Here is a 21,774-nt window from a genome sequence, read left to right as displayed (position 1 = left end):
ATGGCACTCAATGCAACGGCGAGGGGTCTCCTCGTGTGCCGCTCGTCACGTGATTGGATCGATCCGTCGCAGCGTAGCGTTACGCAAACGAGACACTTCGACCCGGGTGAACCCTCACGACGTCGGAGTTCCGAGCCCACACCTCTGGATCTCGTACGCCGGGATGCGGTCGATCCGATAGTCGGCGAACTCGAAGGACCGTCGGAGGTTCTGTTTGAACCGGGCCCACGTGAGATCCGAGCGATAGGACGTGAGCAGATCCTGGGTCTGCGGGCAGGTCAGCGCCGTTCGAGCATCCGCCACCCAGCGCTCGTCGATGAACGGCGGCAACCACGGATGCACTGGCACCATCCCCGTGTCGGCGACGAGCCAGTCCGGGAGCAGGTCCTTGTCGTGGCCGATGCGTCCGTCGGCAAGTCGATCCGTGTGCGCGGCGATGGGGTTCGCCAGTCCGATGTTGTCGACCACACGAACGTCCAGCGGGACGTTCATCGCCGCCATTCCGAGCATCGGGAAGAACACCGTGTGGCCGGCGCCGCCCGGCGGGATCGGCACCGGAGGCGGAACCACCCACATGAAATCTTGGGCGCCGGAGGACATCAACAAACCACCGTCCGGGGTGTCCGCGATCGTCTCGACGATCGCGCGTACCCGCGGGAAGTCGAGGTAGTCCTCGGCACGGATCGGGTGCTTGTGGCCGGTGTTGAGCGAGTAGAACGCTCGCTCGTCGACGATGCCGCTCCTGCCGACAACGGTGCCGTTCGGCATGCCGACGAGGCTGGCGGCCCATGCGGCCCACCCCACGATGCCGACCCAGACCGCGAGCGATCCGGCACTGAGGATCATCGCCCGCCGGTCCTGCCGGTCCCCTGCCCGCGGCACGCGGATCGGGACGACGGCGACCGGCAGCAGCAGGCAGAAGAGGGCCGGCAGCAGGGTGCGTCCGTGCATGAAGTCGCCGCCGACGCGAATGGCGTACGCCGCCAACAGGGCTCCGCCGACCAGGATGAAGGCCACGACCCCACGGGTGCTGCGCAGCCAACCGCGGAATCGGAGTACCCGCGACGGCGCGGAAACCGCGATCTCAGCGGTGCGGGTGGACCGGGTCAGGCACCAGACGAGCCCGGCACCGACGCCGAGCAGAAGCAGTGGAAGCCACAACAGATACGGCCCGACCAGGTTGCCGAGGTAGGTGAAGCCCTGGCTCCATTCGGAACCGCCGGCTTCCTTCGTCACCGCCGTGTTCGGGTACGGCAGACCGTAGTAGCCCATGCGGAAGATCTGATAGGCCACCGGCACCAGGCCCGCCACGACGACGACCGCGGTCCTCGAGCGCCAGTCCATTCCGGTCGAGAGGAGAACCATGAGGAGGGCGAGGGCGCCGAGGATCGCCATCTCGGGACGCACCAGCGGACTCAGCCCGGCGACGAACGCCAGTGTGAGGACCGAGGCGCGGGACGGGTCGGCAGCCTGCGCCCATCGCACGAGCAGCAGCGCCAGCAGGGCGATCCAGAAGATGACCAGGCAGGTTTCCAGACCGGAGGTCGCGAAATCCCGGGCCGGGGGCAGGGCGATGTAGACGAGGACTCCGGCGGGCAGAAGCACCATCGTGCTGCCCGATGCCGACATGGTCGGCGCGTAGAGACGCCGGGCGGTGAACATTGCCAGCACGATCGCACCGACCGACATGACCAGGGCGATCGTCAACACGACGTACTCGAGCCGGGCCTGCGTGATCCAGCCGAAGGCGTAGACGACGTACGTCCACAGCGTGCTGGTGTTGGCCTCGACGCGCTCCCCCGCGTTGAAGACGGGACCGTTGCCGGCGAGCAGATTCCGGACCGTGCGCAGCACGATCAGCCCGTCGTCGGCGATCCACCGTCGCTGCCACGCACCCCAGGCGAAAAGGATTGCCGTGACGACGACACCACCGACGAACACGGCGCGGCTGATGCGGTTGCCCTGGGGGCTCCGATCAACTACGGGTTCGTCGGTGGTGCGTGTCGGCTCAGATGAGGTAGAGAGCGACACCTACTACTCCGATCCAGGCAATCGCGAGGAACTGGAGCACTCGGTCACCAAGCGCAATCTCTTCGGGCTCGCCCGCCTCGCCACCGTCGACGTCCACTGCGTATCGCAGGATAGCGATCGTGAAGGGCACCATCGAGATCGCGAACAGGTTGGTGTCGTTCGCGCGATCCTGCTCGAAGGCCCACAGCCCGTAGCAGATCACGACAGCCGTCGCCGACAGCGTCCACACGAACCGCAGGTAGGTGCCGGTGTAGTACTCGAGGGACTTGCGGATCTTCGCGCCGGTGCGCTCCGCCAGCTGGAGCTCGGCGTATCGCTTGCCGGCCGCCATGAACAGCGATCCGAACGCCATGATCAGCAGGAACCACTGCGACAGCGGAATCTCGGCGGCCACACCACCGGCGATCGCGCGCAGTAGGAAGCCCGACGAGACGATGCAGATGTCGAGGACGGCCTGGTGTTTGAGGCCGAAGCAGTACGCCAGCTGGATCCCGATGTACACGGCCATGACGACCGCGAGCTGCCAGTTCGCGACGAACGACAGGAGGATCGAACCGGCGAGCAGGACGACGGCCATGCCGTAGGCCATGTTGACCGGCAGCACGCCGGCCGCGATGGGCCGGAACCGCTTGGTGGGGTGTGCCCGATCGGCCTCGACGTCCATCGCGTCGTTGACGAGATAGATGCCCGACGCCGCCATGCAGAACACGACGAACGCGATCGCGACCGGCAGCAGGACGTCGCCCTGTGTGACGGACCCGGCGGCCAGCGGGGCCGCCAGCACGAGCACGTTCTTGACCCATTGGCGCGGACGGACGGCCTTGACGATGCCTCCGGCCAGCGTCTTCGGGGGTCCGGTGACGACCGCCGGCTCCTCGCTCATTTCACTCCAAACTTCTGCTCGGCCCGCAGCACTGCTGCTGCGGACACGGCGCCGAGTGCCGACCCCGCGAGCACGTCGGTCGGGTAGTGCACCCCGAGAACCAGGCGCGAGAGCAGCATCGGCGGGACCAGTACCGCAGGCAAGGGTAGCCCGGTGAGTCGACCGAGCAGCACCGCCGCCGCCGTGGTGGATGTCGCGTGCGAGGACGGGAAGCTCAACTTGCTCGGCGTCGACACGTTGATCTGGACGGACGGGTCGTTCGGCCGGGGACGGCGGACGACTCGCTTGATGACGATCGACGCCGCGTGCGCGCCGACCGCGCCGACCGCGACGCCTGCCCAGCGCCGACGTCGCGGCTTGTCCAGTGCCGCACCGACACCGGCGACGGCCACCCAGCCGAGCGCGTGCTCACCGAAGTGCGACAGCCCGCGCGCCGCGCGGATCACCTGGGGCCTGGACCCGATCGTGGCCTGCACGGTCTGCAGGATCCGGACCTCAGATGCCGAAGACACGTTCCCACCTCTCCTTGCTGGTCAGCTCCGGCGCGGCGGCCTGGTACTCGCGCGCGAGTTCCGGGAACCGCTCGGCGAGCTCGCGCCGCAGACGCAGCGATTCCTTGAGCAGCCGCGCCGCGACCTTGGGGTCGCGCTTGCGGTAGACGACGCCGCGACCGTCGGCGGTGGTGACGGTGACACCGTCCACCTGCGACAGCAGGAACCAGCGGGCGTCGAGCGTCGGCACGTTCAGCTGCGGCTGCTCGAGGTGCTCGGGCTTGGACTTCTTGACGTTGTGCACCAGGCCCTTGACCAGGCGGGTGGCGATGGCCACCTTGTTGGTCGGGAGGCTGACGTTGCCCACGTCCTCGCGGGACGGGAGCGGCAGGCTCGTCGAGGACGGCAGCACCACGGCGTCGGGGTATTCCTTGCGCAGCGCGTGGACGGTGCCCAGCGCGGTGGGCAGCAGGTCGGCGACGTGCTCGGGCCCAGCGAGGAAGTCCTGGATCGCGAGGTTCTGGATCGCGACCGTGGAGTACTCGAGGCACAGCAGGTGCTTGGCGGTGGCCTTGACCGTGTGCAGCACCAGCCCGTTGATGCTGTCGGGCATGTGCAGCGCCGCGACGACGAGGCGATTCCTCAGGTGGAAGTACGCCTGCCAGTCGATGGCGTCGTCCTTGTCGCTCCACGCCATGTGCCAGATCGCGATACCGGGCACCGTGGCCGTCGGGTAGCCGGCACGCTGGGCGCGCAGCGCGTACTCCCAGTCGTCCCACTTGATGAACAGCGGCATCGGGAGACCGATCTCCTCGGCGCAGACGCGGGGGATCATGCACATCCACCAGCCGTTGCCGTCGACGTCGATGCGCCGGTGCAGGTTCTTCGAGTTCTCGCGGTCGCTCAGCGGGTACTGGGAGAAATCGTGGTCGTACTCGGCGTTCGGCGCACCCGTCCACATCGTGACGGAGCGGTCGATCACCTCGCCCATCGTGTGCAGGTGGCTTCGTTCCTGCAGGTTGAGCATCTGGCCGCCGACGAGCATGGGGCTCTTGGCGAACCGCGACATCGCGAGCGCGCGCAGGACCGAGTCCGGCTCGATTTCGATGTCGTCGTCCATGAACAGGATGTACGGGCTGTCGGTGTTCTTCAGGGCCTCGTACATGATGCGGCTGTAGCCGCCGGAGCCACCGAGGTTGCCCTGGTCGTGAATCGTGAGCTTGTCGCCGAGGATGGCGGCGGCCTCGGCGAAGCCCGGCTCGTCGCGCACCTTGCGGGTGCCCTGGTCGGGCATGATCACGGCGTCGATCACTTCGAGAACGAGGGGATCGGACGCCAGCGCGGTGAGCGCCTTGACCGCGTCGGTGGGGCGGTTGAAGGTGGGGATTCCCACCGCGACGCGGCCCTCACCCGGGGCGTCGACCGGCGCGTACCAACCGGCGCTGCGCAGTTCCACCTCGGCGTCGGTGGTGATGTCGAACCAGATCCAGCCGCCGTCCTCGAACGGGCCGAGATCGATGTCGAACTCGAGAACTCCTTCGCGGAACTCCTTGCCCTCCACGTGGATTCGGGACCCGTCCGCCTTCGATCGGTAGACGTCGACCCGGCAGTGCCCGGACAGTTCGAGCCGCAGCACGACGGATTCGAGGACGGTCCACCGCCGCCAGTAGCTCGCGGGGAACGCGTTGAAGTAGCTGCAGAACGACACCTCGGACTCGGCACCGATCGAGACCGACGTGCGCGACGTGGCGTGCGCGCGGCGCGCGTTGGTCTCGGATTCCTCGGTGTAGAGGCTGCGGACGTCGAGCGGTTCACCGGCGCGCGGGAGCAGGACCCGCTGCAGCAGCGCGCTCACGCCTGGTCTCCGGCCAGCGGCTCACCGGACTCGAGGTGCGGACGCAGCGTGTTGTCGAACATCGACAGCGCGCTCGCGATCGCCATGTGCATGTCCAGGTACTGGTAGGTACCGAGGCGCCCGCCGAACAGGACCTTCGCGTTGGCCGTCTCGGACTTCGCGCGGTCGCGGTAGGCCTCGAGCTTCGCGCGGTCCTCGGGGGTGTTGATCGGGTAGTACGGCTCGTCGCCGCTCTCCGCGAAGCGCGAGAACTCGCGCATGATGACCGTCTTGTCCTTGGGGTAGTCCCGTTCCGGGTGGAAGTGGCGGAACTCGTGGATGCGGGTGAACGGCACGTCGGCGTCGTTGTAGTTCATGACCGGGGTGCCCTGGAAGTCACCGCAGTCGCTCAGCACCTCGGTCTCGAAGTCGAGGGTGCGCCAGCCCAGCTCGCCCTCGGAGTAGTCGAAGTACAGGTCCAGCGGGCCGGTGTACACGACGGGGGCGTCGGGGTTGGCGGCGCGCAGGTCGTCGCGGACGTCGAACCAGTCCGTGTTCAGCCGGACCTCGATCTTGGGGTCCTTCGCCATGTTCTCGAGCCACGCGGTGTAGCCGTCGACCGGCAGACCCTCGTAGGTGTCGTTGAAATAGCGGTTGTCGAACGTGTACCGCACCGGCAGGCGGGTGATGTTGCCGGCTGGGAGGTTCTTCGGGTCGGTCTGCCACTGCTTGGCGGTGTACGCCTTCATGAACGCCTCGTACAGCGGGCGACCGATGAGGCTGATCGCCTTCTCCTCGAAGTTCTTCGCGTCCTTGCTGTCGAACTCGGCGGCCTGCTCGGCGATGAGCGCACGCGCCTCGGCCGGCGAGAAGTAGCGGCCGAAGAACTGCGACACCAGCCCGAGGCCCATCGGGAACTGGTAGGCCTGGCCCTTGTGCATCGCGAAGACGCGGTGCTGGTAGCCGGTGAACTCGGTGAACTGGGTGACGTAGTCCCAGACCCGCTTGTTCGACGTGTGGAACAGGTGCGCGCCGTACTTGTGGATCTCGATCCCGGTTTCGGGATCGGCCTCCGAGTACGCGTTGCCGCCGAGGTGGTGGCGGCGCTCGACGACGAGCACGCGCTTGCCTAGCTGCGTCGCAGCCCTCTCGGCGATCGTCAGACCGAAGAATCCGGATCCGACGACGATCAGGTCGTACTGACCTACGGACGGTGCGGGCGCGTTTTGGGCAGTCACGGAAAACAGGGTAGGCGACTCCGCCGCCTGTGCGCCTTTCCGGTGGCGCGAACCACCGAAAAGGCCCACGGGCGCGCAGCGCCTACAGGTCGAGCGCGAACGCGAGCATCGCGTCGCTGACGAATGACGCGGTCCCCTCGCCGTGCCGGTCGTAGTTCGCCGCGAACCGGGGGTCAGCCACATACATCTGGGCCAGGCCCGCGAACTCGTCGGCGGCTATGTCGAGTTGCTCCTGCTGGAAGCTGTTCTTGTCCGCGTCCGGCAGCGCGCGCCACCAGGCGTCGCTGCTCCGGTACGCCTGCTCTCCCCACCGCTCGATCACCTCGTCCTTGTATCGGGTGTGATCGAATCCGTCGAACATCTCCTCGGCCATCAGTGGCTCACCTCTCCTCGTCTTGTCCAGGGTCGTGCGCACCGACGCGATCTGACGTTGCAGTCGAGCCTGTTCCTGCTCGAGCAGGTCGAGGTGGGTGCCCAGTGCCGTGACGGCGTCGGTCTCGCCGCCGAGCACGTCGGCGATCGCGGCGAGCCCCAGCCCCAGTTCACGCAGCAGCAGGATCCGCTGCAGCCGCACAAGCGCGGCCTGGTCATAGAAGCGGTACCCGTTGGCCCCGATGCGGCTCGGCTCGAGCAGGCCCAGGCTGCCGTAGTGCCGCAACGTCCGGCTCGTGGTTCCGGTGATCCGCGCCAACTGCTGGATGGACCACTCTCCGGGTCGGTTCACGTCGCACCTCCTCGACCTCGATCTTCGTCGGTCCTTCCAGCGTGCAGGTTGACGCGACGTCAAGGTCGAGCGGAAAACAGAAATCGGGCAGGATCCACGGAGAGTTGCTGATTCTCCTGGAGTTCCTGCCCGATTCCCTTATGCGCCGGCTGTCGGCGTCCTCCTTCTATCCGGTAGCGCTTCCCGGCTCGATCTCACCGCTGCCCTGAAGCACCTGCTGCAGGACGACGCTCGAGTCGACGACCTGCGCACCCAGCGTCGGCGTCCATACGATGGTGCCGCCGGTGTAGGCACGGAACTTGCCCGACTCGTCGGGCAGCATCAGCTCCGGGCCGGTGGGTTCACCGAGACTGCCCGCCGGTCCCCCGAGTTCGCGGTACTTGGCGTCGATCAGCGACTCGGGATCCGCGACGTCGGCGACGGCCGCGACATCGACAGGCTCGGCGATCGGCAGTGGTCCGCTCGAGCCCGGCAGGGGCGGGAGCGGGGGCAGCGGCGGAAGCGGGGGCAGCGGGAGCGACTCGAGCGAGCCCGGCGTGATCTCCGGCAGCGGCGGCAGTGGGATCGACTCGAGCGAGCCCGGCGGCAACGGGATCGGCAGTCCCGGGATCGGCCCCGGTGCTCCACCGCCGCCCACGGTGAACCAGTCCGACTTGAGCCCGAGCTTCCACCGGGCTTCGTCGCCGGTCGCCTCGACGGTGCGGGTCGAGCCGGCGACCCGCACCCGGGTCACGCGGCCGCCGTCGGCACCCAGCCCGTTGCGGCCGATCACCTCGAACGAGAACAGTTCGCCGACCCCGAACGCGTTCGCGATGGCCCCGGCCGTGACGGTCTGCGTCCAGTTGCGGTTCGGCGACATGACGTCGCCGTCGTCGGGGACGGCCGGGAAGACACCGCCGGCGGTGAATCCACCGGACGAGGACGAGAACTCGGCGGCCATGGTCTGGTTACCGCGCTTGAGCACGGTGCCGGCGGTGGAGTTCACCGCGTCGGTGGTCCGGCGGTCCTCGTTGGACGACCCGCGATACACCTGGCAGGACTGGGTGTCGCAGGTCTGCGCGTACCCGTAGCGGCGCTCGGCCGCGGCGTACGAACGCGCCGCGATGGCCTGGGCGCGCAGCGCCTCCCGCCCGCCGGAGTCGGCCCACGACGGGACCGATTCGGCCGGCACCACACCGTAGAGATAGTCCTCCATCAGTACCCGGTTCACGGTCCGCCAGGCGCCGTTGCCGTCGCGCGTGGCGTTCATCGCGCCGCGATACGGCACGTTGCCGTCGCACAGTCGCAGGTGTTCGTTGGCCGGACGGTTCCCGCCGAGGTTCACCGGGTCGACCCACGGATGGTTGGTGGAGCCCCGCCAGATCTCGCGGCCGGTGCACCCCTCGGTGACGGTGACATCGGCGCCACCCGGCGTCGGGGTGAGGTGCGCGGAGGAATTGGGCCCGAAGTAGCGACCCGCGACGTTGAGTCCGGCCTGCGAGTAGACGTCGAGGCGCTTGTCGTCGCGGCCGAGCAGTCGCACGGCCACCCACGGGTCGTCGACTCGGCCGAGGCTGGTGTTGCCGTAGTAATGGCCCACGATCCGCTCCGCGGACCAACCCTGATTCTTGGCGTAGCCGTAGGCGCCGTACTGGCCCATCCCGCGGCCGTGTCCGTAGCCGTGACCGTTGAGCGTGATGGATGTCTCGGCGGCAACCACCGGCGCGATCGCGGGTTCGGAGTCACGCTCGAATGCGGCGAGTCCCACCACGGCTCCCACCGCGAGGGCCGGGGCCAGCCCGAATGCTGTCAGTCGGGCCAGGGACCAGGAGGGGCCGGTCACGGATCGTCGGCGGATACGGACACCGCGATTCGTGACTCTGCGGAGACGGGGGGTCGCCATACTGCGCTCCTCATCGGTGAAGGGTCCGGAACATCGCGCGAGGTCCGGAAACGGTCGTGCCGACGACGCAGCTGCCGTGGATCTGGAGCGAGGCAGCCGCCCGACCTGCACACTCCCAAAAGGCTCAAGCTAAGGTTGAGCGTTATGGATGTTGCGACTAGTGTGGCAACTGTGACTGGTGTTGGCAACAGCTACCACTGAGGTAACACCAATCACATCAGTAACATCTGCATCACAAGTTGCAGACATCCTCGGATGATCTGTGGACTTCCTCCCGGGGCAGCCCCCAGGATTCAGTCCGAACCCCGACCCCACCGGGATCGGTCCGGCCGAGAGGTCGCTCGCAGCGCACGAAGACACCCCGCGCACTACCACGAGGAGAATTCGCCTTGCCGCACCGTCGACCGAAGAACTCGATCGTTCTGGCCGCAGTCGCCGCGGTGGCAGTCGCCACGCCGTTCGCGGTGCAGGCCCTGAACAGCGACCAGTCCGATGTCCGCTCCGCCAGTGATTCCTACCCGACGATCGAGACTCAGATCGCGGAGGTCGTCCTGGCCTCGGTTCCGGACATCGTGATCCCGCTCAAGGAACTCACCGGGCTCGATCTTCCGGACATCCACCTGCGTGACCTACCGTTGCCGACCCAGATCCCGCTTCCGGGTGGCGGTTCGCTCGACCTGCCGTCACTGACCACGCCGGACGCGCCGGGCGACATTGCCGCTCCCACACCGGCACCGGCGCCCGAGACGACGACGGTCCCGGCCGATCAGCTCGGTGCCACGGTCAAGGAGATCACCCGGGACGAGCCGTTCTCGATGGTCGCGCTCACCGCGCCGGACCTCGAGTCGACGGTCACGAAGCTCCGCGCGAAGCTCGCCGACGGGTCGTGGGGTGAGTGGTTCACCCCCGACGTGATCGAGAGCGGCAGCTCCGACATGGCATCGCAGTCCGGCAAGCAGGGCACCGATCCCGTGTTCGTCGGCGAGACCAATGCGGTCCAGATTCTCGTGTCGCCCAAGGACGGTGCCGCCGCCGGCACCGCTGGAACCGGCGAGCAGGCAGCGCCGGCCGCAGGGGCCCCCGCGGAAGCGCCCGCCGAGTCCCCGGCCCCGGACGCAACGGCCGAGACGCAGCAGCCGCTGGGCTACGTCCCGGCAGCGGTGTCCAAGCCGCTCCACGCGGCCACCGTCAACGCGAACGACATCGCCGCCGTCCTCATCAATCCCGGTAGCGGACCGCAGGATTCGAACCTCTCCGACATCGCGACGCCGACGTCGGTGAACGGCATCAACGTGATCTCACGCAAGGCGTGGGGCGCCGACGAGGGCATCCGCTGCCAGAACCCGACCTACGATGACTCCACCGGCGGCGCGACCGTGCACCACACGGCCGAGAACAACAACTACACGAAGGACCAGTCGGCGGGCATCGTGCGCGGCATCTACGCCTACCACGCGCAGACGCTGGGCTGGTGCGACGTCGGCTACAACGTGCTCGTCGACCGCTTCGGCCAGATCTTCGAGGGACGTTTCGGTGGCCTCGACCGCCCCGTCCAGGGTGCGCACGCCGGTGGCTTCAACGAGAACACCGTCGGTATCGCCATGATGGGCAACTTCGTCAACACCCCCGCACCGGCCGCGACGATCGAGTCGGTGGGCAAGTACCTCGGCTGGCGGCTCAAGCTCGCGAACCTGAACCCCAAGGGCTTCACGACCATGTACTCCGAGGGCACCTCGTTCACGAAGTACCCGCTGGGCACGGCCGTGAATCTGCCGATCATCTTCGCGCACCGCGACGTCGGCTACACCGAGTGCCCGGGTGACGCCGCCTACAACCAGATGAACCAGATCCGTGACATCGCTGCAGCCAACTACGGCGGCGGAGTCGGCGGCCCGCCGCCCACGAACCCCAGCTCGGGCAACAACGGCGGCAACAACAACGGCGGGAACAACGGCGGGAACTCGCTCGACCTGGCGCAGCACATTCCGGCCGTCGTCAACGGGATCCTGTCGATCGCCGACTCCAACCCGATCGCACAGCAGTGGCTGGCCATGGGCGGCAACCGCAGCATGCTGGGCGACGCCATCACCGGACTGCTGACCACCGCGACCGGACAGCTGTACGCGTTCTTCCAGAACGGCGCCATCTTCACCTCACCGCAGGGCGGGGTGGTCACGATGCTCGGCGAGATCTTCAAGTCGTGGCAGGCGTCCGGCGGCGCACTGAGCGACATCGGTCTGCCGATCAGCGACGAGTACCGGGTGGCCAACGGCTTCCGCAGCGATTTCGAGCGTGGATCGATGATCTTCGACGAGACCACCAAGCAGGTCACGACGATCCTGAACTCGCCCGCAGCGGCGGCCCCGGCCGCAGCAGCACCGGCGGGCACGGTCTCCGAGGCCCCGGTCCAGATCAACTGATCACCGCTCGCGACAACGAAAGCGCTTCCGCTTCCACACAGTCGGCGGATTCCAGGCGTTGTCGCGACACGCGAACCGAACACGAAGTGCTTGCCACGACCGAGGTCGTGGCAAGCACTTCGTGTTCGACGATCCGGTTTACTCTCACATACCCGACGCATGTTCCTGTTCGACGACCCAAGCCGCGATCTGCGCCCGCGAAGTGAACCCCAGTTTCGTCAGGACATGCTCGACGTGCCCGTCCACCGTTCGTTGCGAAAGTACGAGTCGGGCTGCGATCGCCTTGTTCGTCAGGCCCTCGGCGACCAGCTCGGCGACCTGTTGTTCGCGCTTGGTCAGGTCGGCCGGGGCACGGGCGGCGGCGGTCCTGTCGTCGGAGCGCTCGCCGAGGGCGAAGGCGATCGCGGCCTCCAAGTCCAACGAGCGACCCTCGCGGTAGGCGGTTTCGAACGCTCGCGCACCGAGTGCGCGACGGGCTTTCCGCTCGGACTGTTCCTCGTAGGGGAGCAGACTGGGAAACAGAATTGGCGGGCTGCCCACGGTATGCCGCAGTTCGGCGGCGGCTCCCATCATGACAGCGGCCCGCCGAGAGTCGTTGCGCTCGGCGGTAATCCACGCCAGTGCCTGCAGACACGTCGATGTCGTAATCAGATTGTCCACCGGTCGAGTAAGCAGAAGTGCCTTTTCGAGTTGTTGTAGCGCGTAATCGCTGTCTCCGTGCCGCCATAGGGCGATTCCCATGGCCGCCAGCGCGTACGACCTGTACACCGACTCGCCGTGAGATTCCGTGATGGCCAGTACCTTCTCGTGATTGGCAAGAGCTCGAGCGGTCTGACCGCTCATTTGGTAAACCCATCCGAGCAGCAGGAGCGCATAGATCCGTGGCGGGAGGTCGTCCGGTACTTCGGGTACCTCGGTGGCCTCTTCGAGGCACTCCCGTGCTCGGTTCAGATCCCCGCCGGCGACAGCGACGAACCCCTCGGCGGCGGCGACGAAGGCGTGCGTCAGGGGGTCGACTCCGGCTCCCGGCACCTCGAGGGCATGAGCTTCCGCGACCCAGGTGTCGGCCGCTGCCAGGTCACCTTGGATCGCAGCGAACTCGGACGCGGCGAAGATCGCCTTGGCGCGTTCGACGGTCGAGTCTCGGCGGGGCTGGGCCAAGGTGCGATCGAGCCAGCGTCGGCCCTCGCTGACCAGTCCCCGGGAGCGCCAGAATTCGTAGAGGGCCGCAGCGATCTGGAGTGCGCTGCCGTCGCGCTCGGAGAGGCCGAACTCGAGGGCTTCGCGCAGGTTCGGCAGTTCCCGCTCCAGCCGGGTGATCCAGTCGAGCTGACGGGGACCGATCCACTCGGCTTCGGCGGCCAGCGTCAGCCGCTGGTACCACTCGCGGTGCCTGCGGCGCAGATCCTGGTACCGGTCGGCGTGCGTGATCGCGTCCCGACCGTAGTCACGGATCGTGTCGAGCATCCGGAAGCGGACCTCGCCGTTCGATCCCTCGCAGATCAGGATCGACTTGTCCACCAACGCGGTCATCGTGTCGAGGGGATTGTCCGGCGCCCCGTCGCCGCCGCACACGTACTCGGCCGCACCGAGGTCGACGCTGCCGGCAAACACCGACAGCCGACCCCACAGCTGTTGTTCGGCGGAGGTGCACAGGTCGTAGCTCCAGCCGATGGCCCCGCGCAGCGTCTGCTGCCTGGTCGGGGCGCTCCGGCTGCCACGGGTCAGCAAGGTGTACCGGTCGGTCAGCCGCTGCAGGATCTGCTCGGGCGAGAGCGTCCGAATCCGCGGCGCCGCAAGCTCGATCGCCAACGGCAGCCCGTCCAGGCGAGCACAGATCGCGGCGACGACGCCCCTGTTCTCGTCGGTGAGTTCGAAGCCCGGTACGGCGGAGGAGGCGCGTTCGGCGAACAGCGTCATGGCGTCGAAGCGGGACACGTTCCGCCGGGAGAGAGTGTCGTCCGGTTCGGGAGTCGTCAACGGGGACACCCTGATCACCGATTCGCCGCCGATGCCGAGTGCTTCTCGGCTGGTGGCGAGGATGCGCAGCTTCGGGCATCTCGTCAGCAGTGTCTGTGCCACGTCGGCGACGGCCGCGATCACCTGCTCGCAGTTGTCGAGCACCAGGAGCGTGGTGCGCGGGGCCAGGACATCGACGAGAACCTCACGCACAGGTCTGGCCGACTGGTCGCGTACTCCCAAGGAGGTGGCGATCTGCTCGATCACCAGCGCGGGGTCGCGCAGCTCGCCGAGTTCGACCAGCCACACGCCGTCGGGAACTGCCCGCTGTGCGGCCGCGGCAGCCCGCAGCGCGAGCCGGGTCTTGCCGACCCCGCCGATGCCGGTCAGCGTCACCAGACGAGCTGCCGACAGGGAATCTCGCACCTGCGACAGTTCGGTGCGGCGCCCGACGAAACTCGTCAGTTCCGTCGGGAGATTTCCCCGGCGTGCCCGGTTCTTCCGCGCATCTGCCGCCGCGATGTCGGTGCCGGCCGACGGTGCGGTCTGCCGTTCGAAAACCGGGTCGGCCTCTGGCGCAGTGTCCGCGACGGACGGGCCGTCGCCACGCTCGAGTCGGCTGAGCTGCTCGCCCAACGCCTCCGGGGTGGGGCGCTGGAGGGGGTCTCGCGCCATCGCCGCCTCGATGGCCGCACTGACGTCGGCGTCGATCCCACTCTCGCGCAGGTCCGGTACGTGTTGGGTGGTGATACGCAAGAACTGTGCGACCAGTCGCTCACCGTCGTAGCGCTCGAACGCGGCATGGCCGGTGAGCGCGCAGAACAGGGTCGCGCCGAGCCCGTACACGTCGGCGGCAGGCGTGGGGGGTTGGCCGCCGAGCACCTCGGGGGCGGTGAAGGCGGGCGAGCCGGCGACGATGCCGGTGGCAGTCTGGAAGCCGCCCGAGATGTGGGCGAGACCGAAGTCGGCCAAGGCCGGCTCACCGTAGTCGGTGAACAGGATGTTCGCCGGCTTGATGTCGCGGTGCACGATGCCGAGCCGGTGCGCTGTCTCGAGCGCCCCGGCCAAGTTCACCCCGAGCCGCAGCACCTCCTGCACCGGGAGGGGGCCGCTTTTGCGAATCCGGGCGTCCAGGGATCCCTGCTGGTGGTACTGCATCACCAGGAACGGACGCCCCGATTCCGTCTGGCCGAACTGCAGTATCCCCACGATGTGCGGGTGTCCGGTGAGCTGCCCCATCGCGCGTTGCTCGCGCAGGAATCGCGGCAGATTCTCCGCGTCCGGTTCGGCCGCGAACATCTTCACCGCGACCGTCCGGTCGAGACCTACCTGGGTGCAGCGGTAGACGATCCCGAACCCACCCCGCCCGATCTCGACAGCACTGTCGAACCCAACCGCGCTCAACTCCGCGGCTGGGGCCGACTCCACGTTCCGCTGTGTTCTGAAGGGATCGTTCTCGACCATGAAGTCACCTGCGATTCAACTGCCAAACCAGGGTAGCCCGACGCAGGCCGACCTCGTCTTCCCGAATCCGGTGCCGACCGTTTCGTTTCCGACGACCGATTCGTTTCACAGGTTCGTGGTTCCACCGGGCTGATCGCCTCCGACCGACACCGGCCTCGGCACAGTCGTTGCACCACAACATGGTTCACACAGGACCGGAATGCCCCACAGCCGAACTACGTGGTGGGGGCAGGGGTTGTTCTCGGTTCAGTCCGCCCAGATGCGTTCGAGGACCCGGGCCACGCCGTCGTCGGAGTTGGTGGCGGTGACCTCGTCGGCGGCCGCCTTCGCCTCCGGGTGCGCGTTGTCCACGGCGACACCGTGACCGGCCATCGCCAGCATCGGGATGTCGTTGGGCATGTCCCCGAACGCGACGATGCCCGACTCGGGCACCTCGAGCCGCTGCGCCATCAGCTGCAGCCCGGACGCCTTGGTCACGCCCGGCGCCGACACCTCGATCAGACCGTTGTTGGTCGAATACGTCAGGTCGGCCCGCTCCCCCACCAGTGGGCGCAGCTTCGCCGCCATGTCGGCGCTGCTCGCGCCGGGAACACGGATCAGCATCTTGACCGCGGGCGCGGACAGCAGGTCCTCGGGCGCCATCTCCGTGTGGCCGGGATTGAGCCAAGCGTGCTCGTAACCGGGGGCGCTCACGAACTGTGCGGTCGCGGTGTCGTGTGCGCTTGCACCGATCCGTTCGGCCGCCAGGCCGGCGCCCGGTAGCTCCCACTCCACCAGGTCCGCCAGCCACGCGAGGGTCTCGAGCGACAGCGTCGCAGCGGAGATGACCCGGTCGGCTTCCGCGTCGTAGAGCACCGCGCCGTTCGCGCACACCGAGAGCGGCGCGAAGCCCAGACCGTCGACCACCGGGCCGAGCCAGCGCGGCGGGCGGCCCGTCGCGAGGACGAACGGCGTGCCGGACTCGACCACCGCCTGCACCGCCGCCCGGGTGCGGGCGGTGACGCGTTCGTCGTCGTTGATCAGGGTGCCGTCGACATCACTGGCGACCAGGCTGGGGAGTTCGGGGTGCACCGGGCCATTCTGCCCCGTTCGGGCGACTTCCCGCCCCTGGGTTGCGATCGGTGAGCGCAATCTCACCACCCGCGTGGACGGGCCCCGGCCGCTAGCTTGCCCCGGTCTCCTTGTTGCGGCGTGCGGCCGCCTTGGCCTCGGCCTCGTCGGCGTCCATCTTGTTGGCTTCCTCGAGCGTCGGTGCCCCGCCGCCGAGCCGCGCGGGAACCCAGTACTCGCCCGCCGGATGGTCGTAGTTCGCTTGCACCCCGCGGAGCAACTCCTCCATGCGGGTGTGCAGCAGTGCCGTCATCTCGGACGCGGGTTCGAACGGCGCGATCGGTTCGCCGACCGCGATGGAGATGGGGGTGTTCGTTCGTCCGAGACGCTTGGGGAACCCCTTGGTCCACACGCGCTGCGAACCCCAGATCACCATCGGGATCACCGGAGTGCCCGATTCGAGCGCCATCCGGGCGGCGCCGGACTTGAAGTCCTTGAGTTCGAAGCTGCGGCTGATCGTCGCCTCGGGGAAGACACCCACCAGTTCACCGTCACGCAGGGCCTGTACCGCCGCGCGGTACGAGTCGGAGCCGGCGGACCGATCGACGGGGATGTGCTTCATCGCCCGCATCAGCGGGCCGGAGATCTTGTTGACGAAGACGTCGTTCTTCGCCATGAACCGGATGTACCGCTTCACGGCGCGGGCGGGCAGGCCGGCGTAGGTGAAGTCCATGTACCCGGTGTGGTTGATGGCGACCACCGCCCCACCGCGCGCGGGAACGTGCTCCTCGCCGGTCACGGTGAACTTCAGTCCCTGGCCTGCGAATACGACACGAGCAACGCCGATGATCGTTCGGTAGAAGGGTTCCACACCGAGCAGCGTAGTCGTCGGGTGGTGGCCACGGACACATCCGTTCCCACAGACGACACGGTCCCCCGCCTCCGGTGAGGGCGGGGGACCGTGTTCAGCAGCTCAGGAGATCAGGACCCTCAGGACCCGAATCCCGAGCGTCCGGCGCCGCCGAGCGACCCGAAGATGGTGCCGAGCGAACCGGCACTGCCGGTGCCGCCGTTGTCCGCCGCGGTGACCTGAACCGACTGCTCGGCGGAGGCCGACGCCTTGACCCCCTGTCCGCCCGAGTAGCGCGCGGTGATGCGGTGCGCGCCGTCGGTGGTGAAGGTGTGCTCCAGATTCGCGACGCCGTCGACGAGGGCGACATGGTCACCGATCGGGAGGTCACCGTCGTAGAACTGGACCGTGCCGGGCAGATTCGTGCCGCCTGCCACGGTGGCCGACAACGTCACGGGGCTGCCGACCGTGGCCGTCGCCGGGACGGTCACAGTGGTCGTGGTGACCGTGTCGTCCGGGGTCGGCACCGACACCTGGACCGTCTGCGAGGCTCCGTTCGAGTTGGTGAAACCGGATGCACCCGTGAACGTCGCGCCGACGGTGCGGTCACCGGCCGCGGTGAAGGCGTGCTCGAGCTTCGCGACACCGTTCGCCACGGTGACGGGGCCGCCGATGGCGACGCCGTTCTCGGTGAACTGCACGGTGCCCGACGCGTCGGCCGGGGTCGTGGTGGCGGTCAGGGTCACCGACGTGCCCGTCTGCGCCGCGGACGGCACCGACAGCTCCAGCGACGTCTGTACCAGCGCGGTGCTCACCGTCACGACCCGAACCGCCGACGTCGAGTTCTTGAAGCCCGTGTTGCCGGTGAAGACCGCGGTGATGCTGTGCTGACCGGCCGTCGTGAACGGCGTCTGCGTGGTGGCCTTGCCGTTCGAGACCGCCACTGCGTTACCGATGTTGACGTTGCCGTCCTTGAACTGCACCGAACCCGAGGCGTTCGCCGGATCCAGATCGGCAGTGAGAGTCACCTGCTGCCCGGTCTGCGCCGTGGCCGGTGCGGTGAGCGTCGTGGTGGTCGCGACGTTCGGCACGCTGACCGCCACCGACTGTGCCTGCGACGTCGATCCGACGAATCCGGGAGCGCCGGAGAAGACGGCCGTGATGCTGTGCTGACCCGCCTCCGAGAAGGTGTACGACAGGTCGGCCTTACCGTTCGACACCGCAACCGGCGCACCGATGTCCGCGCCGTTGTCCTTGAACTGCACGGTGCCGCCACCGGGATTCGGTGCGACGTCCGCCGACAGCGTCACCTGGGCACCGGTGTCCGCCGTGGACGGGACGGTGAGCGTCGTGGTGGTCGCCGCATCCGGGACGCTGACGGCCACCGTCTGCGCCGCGGAGGTCGATCCGGTGAATCCTGCGGAGCCGGAGAACACCGCCGTGATGCTGTGCTGACCCGCCGCGTCGAACGTGTGCTGCAGTTCGGCAGCGCCGTTCGCGACCGTGACCGGTGATCCGATGTTGTTGCCGTTGTCCTTGAACTGCACCGTTCCGCCACCGGGGTTCGGAGCGACGTCTGCCGACAGCGTCACCTGCTGCCCGGTCTGCGCCGCGCCCGGCGCGGTCACGGTCGTCGTGGTCGTGGTGTCCGGGATGCTCACCGACACCACCTGCGCGGGTGCCGACGAATTCACGAACCCGGATCCGGCGATGAAGTCCGCCGCGATGCTGTGGTTGCCGGCCGTGTCGAACGTGTGCTGCAACGTCGCCGTACCGTTCGACACCACCACCGGCGCACCGATATTCGTCGACCCATCCCTGAACTGCACCGAACCCTGAGCATTCGACGGCGTCACCGTCGCCGTGAGCGTCATCGCAGAACCCGTCAACGCCGACGCCGGAGCCGACACCGTCATCGACGTCGCCACCGACACCGAAACCGACTGCGGCGCCGACTCCGACGCCTTCGCCTTCGCCGTCCCCGCAAACTTCGCCTGCAACGAATGCGCACCCGCCGACGACGGCATCCACGCGAACGTCGCCGCACCCGACGCATTCAACACACCGGTCCCGACCTTCGTCGCACCGTCATAGAAATCGACCGAATCACCCGCCACCGCACCGGACACCGTGGCACTGAGCGTCACCGACTGCCCCACCTGCACACCACCCGACACCGCAGCCAACGACGTCGACGTCGCGTTCTTCGCGACCGTGACCGTCGGGCCCTTGTTGGAGTACGTACCGTCACCGAGCGTCCCGCTGTAGTGCACCGTCGTCATCAACGGCGTCTCACGCGCACAATCCGCACCCACCCGATACGTCACATCGTAAGTCTGCAAATTCGGCTCGATATGCGGGTACAACGCCCAACTACCCGTCACACGGGTGTAATCCGACTGCACCTCCGGAGTGATCGAACTCCCCGACAACCGAGCCGAACCCGCCACATACGTCATGCACGGAGGATGAATGTCCTTGATCGCCTGGATGTACTCCACCACACCACCGGTACGGTCGAACTGCGTCGACACCGTAACCTGATCACCCTCGTTCGGCGTCGTATTACTCACCGTCCGCGTGATCCGCTCACTCCCGTCATCCCACGTGACGGACCCCGGTGCCGCACCGGACACACCGGCACCCACCGTCACCACAAACCCCGCAGCCACCGCGGCGGCAGCCCCCGCCGCCACGGCCATCCGTTTTCTCGATCGGGCCATTTCTGTTCTCCCTTCAGAGCACTGTGCGGCCCCGAGGGATCTCGAAATCCCGACCGCTCATGTGATCGCGTTTTGACTACCACTCCCCCACGCCGGCCCGACACCGAGCGCAGAAGGTTTCGATCTTGTTGTACGACTGGGTCGGTCCGCTTCCGGACCACGCGAGGCCCTGCCCACTCGGAGCGAAGCCTCGCGTTGTCAGGTCAGGAACCGAACGGTGATCGTCCACCGCCCAGGGAACCGAGCGAACCGGTCCCGCCACCGTCGCCGCCACCGGATGCGGCGACCTGCACCGTCTGGGGCGCGGACGTCGATGCCTGCGAGCCGGATCCGCCGGAGTACACCGCGGTGATCACGTGTGCGCCAGGGGTGGTGAAGGCGTACTCGAGGACCGCCACGCCGTTGTTCACCGACACACCCGCGCCGAGAGGAGTTGTCCCGTCGTAGAACTGGACGGTTCCGCTCAGCTGATCGGCACCGGTCACGCGAGCCGAGAGGCTCGCGGTCCGACCCACGGTTGCAGTTCCCGGAACGGTCACCTCAGTGGTGGTCGCCGGATCGGTCGGATCCGGATCCGAGACCTGCACCGTGTGCGCGGTCGACGTCGATCCGATGAAGCCGGCGCCCGCGGTGAACACTGCTGTGATCGAGTGTGATCCCGAAGTCGTGAACGTGTGCTGGAGGCCGGCGGCACCGCCGTTCACGGCGACCGGATTTCCGATGTTGTTGCCGTTGTCCTTGAACTGCACGGTGCCCGACGCGTTGGCAGGCGTCACGGCCACGGACAGCGCCACAGCCGCACCCGTCTGCGCGGTCGGCTGGACGGTCAGCGCCGTGGTGGTCTCCACGTCCGCCGCGGGCGGGTTGGTCGCGATCACGTTCTTCGCCGTTGCGGTCGATCCGAGGAACCCGGTGCTCCCGGTGAAGACCGCAGAAACGCTGTGGTTACCTGCGGAGGTGAAGGTGTGGCTGAGCTCGGCCTTGCCACCCGACACGGTGACCGGAGATCCGATGTTGCTGCCGCCGTCCGTGAACTGGACCGTGCCCGCCGCGTCGGCCGGATCGATGTCCGCTGTCAACGTGACGGCGGTTCCGGTCTCCGCGGTGGGCGGAACCTGCAGCGTGGTGCTCGTCTGGACGTCGGGAGCGGTGACCGTCACCGGCTGCGGCGCCGATGTCGATTCCCCGAACCCGGCGCCGGACGTGAACGCTGCGGAGATGTCGTGGTTGCCGGCCGTGTCGAACGTGTGCTGCAACGTCGCCGTACCGTTCGACACCACCACCGGCGCACCGATATTCGTCGACCCATCCCTGAACTGCACCGAACCCTGAGCATTCGACGGCGTCACCGTCGCCGTGAGCGTCACCGCAGAACCCGTCAACGCCGACGCCGGAGCCGACACCGTCATCGACGTCGCCACCGACACCGAAACCGACTGCGGCGCCGACTCCGACGCCTTCGCCTTCGCCGTCCCCGCAAACTTCGCCTGCAACGAATGCGCACCCGCCGACGACGGCATCCACGCGAACGTCGCCGCACCCGACGCATTCAACACACCGGTCCCGACCTTCGTCGCACCGTCATAGAAATCGACCGAATCACCAGCCACCGCACCGGACACCGTGGCACTGAGCGTCACCGACTGCCCCACCTGCACACCACCCGACACCGCAGCCAACGACGTCGACGTCGCGTTCTTCGCGACCGTGACCGTCGGGCCCTTGTCCGCATACGTCCCCGAACCCAACGAACCGCTGTAATGCATCGTCGTCATCAACGGGGTCTCCCGAGCACAATCCGCGCCCACCCGATAGCTGAACTCGAAAGTCTGCGACTGCGGGCTGATGTTCGGATACACCGGCCAGTTCCCCGTCACCCGCACATAATCCGCAGCCACCTCCGGACCGGAAGTATTTCCACTGACATACGTGAAACAGGTCGGATGCAGATCCTTCACCGCCTGCAACCACTCGACCACACCACCCGTGCGCTCGAACTTCGTCGACACCGTCACGATGTCACCCTCGTTCGGCGTCGTATTGCTCACCGACCGCGTGAACTTACTACTACCGTCCTGCCACGACACCGAACCCGACGCCGCACCGGACACACCGGCACCCGCCGTCACCACGAACCCCGCAGCCACCGCAGCAGCAGCCCCCACCGCCACGGCCATCCGTCGGCGAGTCCTTCTGTCAGACATAGGTTTCCTCTCGACGACGGA

At 67.7% G+C, this 21,774-nt stretch carries 13 protein-coding genes; 1 reads left to right on the top strand and 12 read right to left on the bottom strand.

Going from position 1 to position 21,774, the window contains the following annotated elements; genetic code table 11:
• Positions 1 to 114: 114 nt before the first annotated feature.
• From zomB to J2X34_RS26255, 7 genes are all read right to left on the bottom strand, one after another.
• The gene (gene zomB / locus J2X34_RS26285; RefSeq protein ID WP_114724122.1) at positions 115 to 2,031 is read right to left on the bottom strand and encodes a flagellar motor control protein ZomB; all 1,917 of its coding nucleotides are present in this window, start codon (positions 2,029 to 2,031) and stop codon (positions 115 to 117) included.
• On the bottom strand, positions 2,009 to 2,914 hold the full coding sequence (locus J2X34_RS26280; protein ID WP_114724123.1) for a decaprenyl-phosphate phosphoribosyltransferase: 906 nt from the start codon (positions 2,912 to 2,914) through the stop codon (positions 2,009 to 2,011). Before J2X34_RS26280 ends, zomB begins: the two co-directional genes overlap by 23 nt.
• A complete protein-coding gene (locus J2X34_RS26275) occupies positions 2,911 to 3,426 on the bottom strand; it encodes a phosphatase PAP2 family protein (protein WP_114724124.1) in 516 nt (171 codons plus the stop codon). Before J2X34_RS26275 ends, J2X34_RS26280 begins: the two co-directional genes overlap by 4 nt.
• Complete coding sequence (locus tag J2X34_RS26270) at positions 3,410 to 5,260, bottom strand: glycosyltransferase (RefSeq protein WP_114724125.1); 1,851 nt, start codon at positions 5,258 to 5,260, stop codon at positions 3,410 to 3,412. The genes J2X34_RS26275 and J2X34_RS26270 overlap by 17 nt, the downstream gene beginning before the upstream one ends.
• Positions 5,257 to 6,477, bottom strand: coding sequence for a UDP-galactopyranose mutase (gene glf / locus J2X34_RS26265; RefSeq protein WP_114724126.1), 1,221 nt, complete (start codon positions 6,475 to 6,477; stop codon positions 5,257 to 5,259). Before glf ends, J2X34_RS26270 begins: the two co-directional genes overlap by 4 nt.
• An 82-nt stretch (positions 6,478 to 6,559) precedes the next feature.
• A complete protein-coding gene (locus J2X34_RS26260; RefSeq protein ID WP_114724127.1) occupies positions 6,560 to 7,201 on the bottom strand; it encodes a MerR family transcriptional regulator in 642 nt (213 codons plus the stop codon).
• 166 nt (positions 7,202 to 7,367) lie between these two features.
• On the bottom strand, positions 7,368 to 9,083 hold the full coding sequence (locus tag J2X34_RS26255; protein WP_429520157.1) for a SpoIID/LytB domain-containing protein: 1,716 nt from the start codon (positions 9,081 to 9,083) through the stop codon (positions 7,368 to 7,370).
• 389 nt (positions 9,084 to 9,472) lie between these two features.
• Between J2X34_RS26255 and J2X34_RS26250 the strand changes: the two genes are divergently transcribed.
• The gene (locus J2X34_RS26250; protein ID WP_429520156.1) at positions 9,473 to 11,503 is read left to right on the top strand and encodes an N-acetylmuramoyl-L-alanine amidase; all 2,031 of its coding nucleotides are present in this window, start codon (positions 9,473 to 9,475) and stop codon (positions 11,501 to 11,503) included.
• A gap of 144 nt (positions 11,504 to 11,647) precedes the next feature.
• Here the strand turns inward: J2X34_RS26250 and J2X34_RS26245 are convergent, their stop codons facing one another.
• From J2X34_RS26245 to J2X34_RS26225, 5 genes are all read right to left on the bottom strand, one after another.
• Positions 11,648 to 14,890, bottom strand: coding sequence for a protein kinase domain-containing protein (locus tag J2X34_RS26245; RefSeq protein ID WP_429520155.1), 3,243 nt, complete (start codon positions 14,888 to 14,890; stop codon positions 11,648 to 11,650).
• A gap of 282 nt (positions 14,891 to 15,172) precedes the next feature.
• Positions 15,173 to 15,997, bottom strand: a complete 825-nt coding sequence (locus J2X34_RS26240) for an HAD family hydrolase (protein WP_114724131.1) — start codon at positions 15,995 to 15,997, stop codon at positions 15,173 to 15,175.
• A gap of 91 nt (positions 15,998 to 16,088) precedes the next feature.
• The gene (locus J2X34_RS26235) at positions 16,089 to 16,847 is read right to left on the bottom strand and encodes a lysophospholipid acyltransferase family protein (RefSeq protein ID WP_114724132.1); all 759 of its coding nucleotides are present in this window, start codon (positions 16,845 to 16,847) and stop codon (positions 16,089 to 16,091) included.
• 119 nt (positions 16,848 to 16,966) lie between these two features.
• Complete coding sequence (locus J2X34_RS26230) at positions 16,967 to 19,549, bottom strand: Ig-like domain repeat protein (RefSeq protein WP_429520154.1); 2,583 nt, start codon at positions 19,547 to 19,549, stop codon at positions 16,967 to 16,969.
• 203 nt (positions 19,550 to 19,752) lie between these two features.
• Positions 19,753 to 21,753 carry an Ig-like domain-containing protein gene (locus J2X34_RS26225; protein ID WP_258558155.1) on the bottom strand — a complete coding sequence of 667 codons (2,001 nt, stop codon included), beginning with the start codon at positions 21,751 to 21,753 and terminating at the stop codon, positions 19,753 to 19,755.
• Positions 21,754 to 21,774: the final 21 nt, after the last annotated feature.

This window comes from Rhodococcus sp. BE178 (genome assembly GCF_050433545.1).
GTDB lineage: Bacteria > Actinomycetota > Actinomycetes > Mycobacteriales > Mycobacteriaceae > Prescottella.
The sequence above is the reverse complement of the archived record's forward strand: the minus strand, read 5'-3'. Positions and strand labels throughout refer to the sequence as shown.

Coding starts and splice junctions, on each gene's coding strand:
- J2X34_RS26280 (WP_114724123.1), bottom strand. CDS start 2,914: ATGAGCGAGGAGCCGGCGGTCGTCACCGGACCCCCGAAGACGCTGGCC.
- J2X34_RS26255 (WP_429520157.1), bottom strand. CDS start 9,083: ATGGCGACCCCCCGTCTCCGCAGAGTCACGAATCGCGGTGTCCGTATC.
- J2X34_RS26230 (WP_429520154.1), bottom strand. CDS start 19,549: ATGGCCCGATCGAGAAAACGGATGGCCGTGGCGGCGGGGGCTGCCGCC.
- J2X34_RS26225 (WP_258558155.1), bottom strand. CDS start 21,753: ATGTCTGACAGAAGGACTCGCCGACGGATGGCCGTGGCGGTGGGGGCT.